7 protein-coding genes are annotated in these 5,348 nt (G+C 59.6%); 2 read left to right on the plus strand and 5 right to left on the minus strand.

The features are described 5' to 3' along the window. The coding region (locus ABX749_RS20385; protein ID WP_372897592.1) for a hypothetical protein at window positions 1–858 on the minus strand (858 nt) is incomplete at its 3' end. Between the two features lie 269 nt (window positions 859–1,127). Between ABX749_RS20385 and ABX749_RS20390 the strand changes: the two genes are divergently transcribed. Together ABX749_RS20390 and ABX749_RS20395 are read left to right on the plus strand one after the other, a co-directional pair. Continuing rightward, entirely contained in the window at window positions 1,128–1,595 is a 468-nt protein-coding gene (locus tag ABX749_RS20390) for a VOC family protein (protein WP_372897593.1), read from the plus strand. Further along, window positions 1,592–1,927: a DUF1805 domain-containing protein gene (locus ABX749_RS20395; protein ID WP_372897594.1), complete on the plus strand. Its 336-nt coding sequence runs from the start codon at window positions 1,592–1,594 to the stop codon at window positions 1,925–1,927. Before ABX749_RS20390 ends, ABX749_RS20395 begins: the two co-directional genes overlap by 4 nt. 109 nt (window positions 1,928–2,036) lie before the next feature. On the opposite strand, the gene ABX749_RS20400 is transcribed toward ABX749_RS20395, so the two are convergent. The 4 genes from ABX749_RS20400 to ABX749_RS20415 all read right to left on the minus strand — a co-directional run. Then, on the minus strand, window positions 2,037–3,323 hold the full coding sequence (locus tag ABX749_RS20400; protein WP_372897595.1) for an alpha/beta hydrolase family protein: 1,287 nt from the start codon (window positions 3,321–3,323) through the stop codon (window positions 2,037–2,039). A gap of 200 nt (window positions 3,324–3,523) precedes the next feature. Beyond that, window positions 3,524–4,099 carry a nitroreductase gene (locus ABX749_RS20405; protein WP_372897596.1) on the minus strand — a complete coding sequence of 192 codons (576 nt, stop codon included), beginning with the start codon at window positions 4,097–4,099 and terminating at the stop codon, window positions 3,524–3,526. 6 nt (window positions 4,100–4,105) lie between these two features. Beyond that, entirely contained in the window at window positions 4,106–4,489 is a 384-nt protein-coding gene (locus tag ABX749_RS20410; protein ID WP_372897597.1) for a hypothetical protein, read from the minus strand. A gap of 415 nt (window positions 4,490–4,904) precedes the next feature. Continuing rightward, on the minus strand, window positions 4,905–5,348 hold a 444-nt coding region (locus ABX749_RS20415), incomplete at its 5' end, for a hypothetical protein (protein WP_372897598.1).

Below are 5,348 nucleotides of genomic sequence, written 5' to 3' on the forward strand. Positions count from 1 at the left end.
ATCGCAAAGACACAGCAACGTGGCGGACGTTGCCGCGGACGAAGACCGTCCGTCGGCAAAGGCCTTACTCAGATTGCGCTGGATTTGATCACTCTTGTCAATCAACTTCGCTATCGACTGCAATCGCTCCCACGGCCAGCGATACGACATCAATGTTTGTACATCCGCCACATCGGACGAACGCAAACGCCCGACAAAACGCTCATTCGTGAACGCCATTGCGACATCGGCTTGGCTGAGAATCTGGCCAACCGACGCGGGTAAGACATCGGCCAGCGGAAACATCCCGAATGCCTCGGCCGAGTGCATCAACATCATGTCCGCAAGTGCTCGGGAGCGAACCTGATCGCCGATCCTGCGGTGGACTTCGTCGACGACGATCGACTCGATCTCACAAACGTCCGGATCGGCCGCCATCCGGTCCAGAATCAATCGCCAAACCGCGGGCGACCCTGATGCGTATCGCAGATTCGCATCGTTCAGTCGGCTCATCACGCTGCGACATCGGTCGGGGTGCACAGCCAACAGATACTCGATGAAATCGTCCCGCGACCATGCACAGAGCCTCAAGACCAGATCACAGACAATCAGCTTGCTCGTCACCACAGTGACCACTGCATCGCCCAACTCGAACGGTTGCGATTCATCATCCAGATGCAACCGGTCCGCTGCCATTGGTTCGGGAAACGCCGCGGCGAGATGCTTCAATGCCCCCGTCCTTCCTTCACCCTCCAGTCGGACGCGAATCGGTTTTCCGCGTCCCAACAATCCTTCGATCTGATCGACCAACGGCGTGACGTCTCCGCTGATGGGCGACACCACACGCGGGGCGACGGGCGAGAGGACGGGCTGGATCATGGCACCTCCGGAGGACCAGTCATTGTCCGGACTCGGTTCCATCAGAGCAAGGATTTTGCGGTGCCAACGGCAATTTTTCTTCTCACAAGTCCGATCGAAATTGGCAACGACCGTCTCTCGGTGTGTTGACACGGCGGGAAGCCGCTCCAGGATCGTAGCCGCAGCCGGCATTCAAACCGAAACAATCCGGCAAGGTTGAGCACACGGCCCCGCCGATGGTTTACAGTACCTAGTTCCACCTCTGCTCGGTTTTCAATTCTGCGCGATTCATGATGATCTCATCGACTCCAACGAATAACGCGGCGTCCGTGATCCGCGTCAAAGCGATTGACCACGTGACGATCGTCGTGGATGACCTGTCACGCAGTCGCGATTTCTATCGAGACCTACTCGGGATGGTGGAAGTCGATCGGCCGGACTTCGGGTTTCCGGGGCACTGGCTGCAAGCCGGCGCCACCCAAGTCCATCTGATCGAAACCATGGAAGGCAGCTCCGATCCCGGTGGAGGCCTGGATCCCGATCAAGTCGCCTCCGGATTGACGCATCACTTTGCGTTCGAAGTCGACGACGCAGAGTTGGCACACCAAATCCTTCTCTCAGCCGGCGTGCGGATCCAAGGCGGTCCGCGAAAGCGTCCCGATGGATGCATGCAACTCTGGTTCTACGATCCCGACGGGCATTGTGTCGAGGTTTTCGATCGCACCGGCTCGACGCCCGATTCGAGGTCACAGCGATGAACGATGAAACGCTTCCCCGATCAACGGCGCGCGAATTGACCTTCCGCAACGGTTCGGCGATCGGTATCAGCAATCGCTGGGAAAACGGCCAGTACTGTTCGATCCTCACGCGTCGAGGCATCGTCGGATGTGGCATCTACGACATGGTGACGCCCGCCGAGTTCAATCAAGCCATCGCCATCGCCAAGGGCACCCCGAGCGATCCCCTGGTCGAACCCGAAGACTTGTTCGATGCAAGAATCGTGGACGCGACGCCCCAAGCCAAAGCGCTCGGAATTGAAATCGGAATGACCGGCCGCCAGGCGGTCGAAAAAATGCTCGCCGCGGAGTGAACGTGGGGTCAAGTCTCGTGCTTGCCGCAGCAGTGGACGCAAGCTGGAAGCGTACGCCACTGTGCGAGCTGGAAACTGGACGCAAGCTGGAAGCGTACGCCACTTGGGATCAACGCTGCAGCACCTGGTCGAACAGTTGGTAGGCCCGTTGCCGGATTGCGATCGGGAAGTCGTGGTCACAATCAGGATGCTCGACGCGGAGCCGATCGGGATGGCCCAGCAACGTGTAGACCGCGCCGGCCGCTTTGGCGATTCGGTCCACGCTGGCGGCCTGAAAGTTGCCGTCATGCAGTGGAGCGGAGATCAAAACGTGTCGGGGAGCGAGTGCACCGATCATCTCATGGAAGTCGAAGGGGATCTGTTCCAGCCGACCACGATAATCGGCCAGTCGAGGCATGTAGCGGGTTTGACACCAACCCTGTTCGGGCAACCAACGCGCCTCATCGCCGCCGTAATAATCAAGGTACGAATCCAGACCGCAGCTTGAAACGATCACTTTGATGCGGTCGTCGAACACGGCGGTGTAGACAGCGTTGTGTCCGCCGAGTGAATGACCGATGCAACCGAATCCGCGGGCATCGACAAACGGCAGCGATTCCAACAAGTCCAATCCACGCAGGTTGTCCCAGACCGCCTTCAACGTTCCGCTTTGCCACCCCAGCGATTGGAGATCGGGTTGGTAGTTGGCCAGCAACGGATAGCTCGGCGCTAGCGTCACATACCCCCGCTCGGCCAACTCACTGGCATACTGGCGATTCGGTCTGGCGTCGCTGTCGATGACGACGCGGTGTCCGATCTGGTTGTCGGTCGGGTGCAAGCACAAGACGGCGGACGTTTTGCCGGCCGAGTTCTTGCGAACCGAGTCGGGAATCAACAGGTAGGCGGGGACCCGCGAGCCGGGCTCGGACTGGTAGGTGATCAGTTGCTCCAGGTATCCCGGCCGCTGGACCGCTGAGACGACTTGCATGTCCAGCGCGCAGCGTTTCTCCGCACCCGGCAGTCGCCCCATCACCGATTGCATCCCCTCCACGATCGCTCGCCGCCGCTTGGACCAGTCGTCTGGGGTTTGGACGGGAACCGGATTGCCGTGCGGATCGCGAAACAGCAACAAGTCCTCACGCGGCAACCTGGCTTGGCCTGCGTCGACCACCAGCGTGACGTCCATTGGCCGCCCCACGTTCGATGCCGACGCCTGCCTTGCGTCAGAAACTTGAGACCGAGACAACGTCCGCTCGCCGACGATCCGCCGTATCGAAGTCGGATCAACGAGGGTGTAGCTCAACCCGAATAGCAGCAAGCAGAGAAAGACGGTCGGCGGTTGCGTCGCTGCCGTCGCCAGACGCCGGACCGTCCACGCTTTGGCGGGCGTCGTAAGGTTTGTTGTCCGCTCGCTCATGTCAAACTCTCCCGGGTGCGCGCTAACGGTTTGTCGATCAATGCGATGTTCCAGAGTCAACCTCCACGAGGAGGCCGCCCGGACGCTGGCGCGAACCGGCTGATGTCAGTTGATGATCAGCCGTTTGGCGCGAGCCTACGGGCCCTACGCTGGTCAATACCTTGTCGAATTATCGGTATTGGGCTGAAACCGACAAATCGCTACGCCCAGGTGACCTTGGTCGTGATGTCTTCTCGTGCACTCGACGGCCAATCGCAGCTCGGATACCCCAAGTAGAATAACCCCAAGGCTCGGTCGTTGGGGGCCAGTCCGATGTAGTCGCGCATTTCATCGCTCATCGCAGCGACATTGGTCGACCAGAAACCGCCCACACCATGGGCGGTCGCGGTCAGGTGCATGTTCTGCACCGCGCAAGCGACGGCCATGATCTCGTCCAACTCGGTGATCTTCCCGCTCTCCTGCCGTTTCATGCCGACCGCGATCACGGCCCCGGCAAGCGTGGGGTTCACACAGAACTTGTCATACTTGGCCTGCTTGAAGGACTCCGGCGGCGTGATCGCCTTGTAGGTCGCGGCGAGGAAATTGGCCAATTCGTGTCGCGATTGCCCCTGGTAGACCTTGAACCGCCACGGCTGCGTCATGCCGTGCGTCGGGGCCCAGTTCGCGTTGTGCAATATCTCTTCGATGATGTCACGGTCGACCGGTCGATCAGACATCTGCCCCGGCTTGACCGTACGCCGGTTGCGAATCACTTCGGTAATCAAGGTGGGATCCATGCGGACTCATTCGGAAGCGTTTGGAGGGAGGTCTTGCGGCGATTCGTTCTGACTGGCTTTCAGCTTTTCCGCTTTGCTTAGCTTTTCCGCCTTGCTCAGCTTTTCCGCTTTGCGTTGGGCACGCTTGGCGACATGGGCCGCCGCGATCTCTTCGATCGACATCACGACATCCGGACGTTCCTTGCCGAATTGCTTTTCATACTGGTTTTCGATGAATTGCGGCAGCGGCACCTTCCAAGGCTGGTCCGTGGTGTCGGCGTAAACGCCAAAACGCTTGGGACTGAGCCCCAATTCACGAGCCATTTGAATGTGGGCGTTGGACAATCGGAACTTCTTGCGGGCATCGATCCAAGGCAAGAACTTGTGGGGGATGCGTTGTTTTTTGGCCATGCAGACTTCGAGTGCGATCGTGCCGGTGACAGACCGTTTCGCCGAGATAGGGGGGGACGACGCCGCGAGGGGCGCCGTTGTGGTATCGATCCAGTGGTAATCGATACAGTGGCGATCTATCGTGACGAAAATCGGTCCCCAGCGGAAGCGTCCGCAGCGAAGAAAACGAAACAGGGCGGAAAAGACCGGTCAGCCTTTTCCGCCCCTGGTGGCAACGCTGTGAAGCATTTTTTAGCGGTAGGGCGCGAGCCCTCCTGTTTTTCGGGACCGATGAGGGGCCGGAGGGCTTGCGCCCTGCCGCTAACACCTCGTCAAACGCAGGGAATAAATGCTTCAAGCGGTGCCCTCGTGGCTCAATCGTGCGATGCACTGCGACTACCAGCGATGCACTGCGACTACCAGCGAAGCACTGCGACTACCAGCGAATCGTGAAGCGTGAGCTTCCGCCGCCGATCGTGATGCCGCGACCGTATCCGTAACCGTAGCCGCTCGAACGCGAGCGATGGTCGTCCCAGGGCCTGGCCGGTGGGGCGGAGAAAACGGGCGGACGCGAAACCAACTCGCGGGAGTAGTGACAATCAGGCGTTCGCAGCGAACGGAGATCGTCTTGCAGGTGATGAATGTCGTCTTCGATCGCATGCAGCAATTGCTTCACATGCGAGGTTTCACCGTGAATGTGGCCATGACCGTGATAGGCCCGACGCTCCGCACGGTCGAACACCGATTCCAAATGATGGAACTTCGCATCCAGCTCCCGCAAATCCGACTCCAGGTGCGCCAGACTTCCATGGTCATGGGCGACGTCGTGCATATGATCAGCCAATCGACGCATGTCACGCGCGTCCTCGACCAGATGCCG

Origin of the sequence: Stieleria sp., assembly GCF_041595215.1 — a bacterium.
Classification (GTDB): domain Bacteria; phylum Planctomycetota; class Planctomycetia; order Pirellulales; family Pirellulaceae; genus Stieleria; species Stieleria magnilauensis.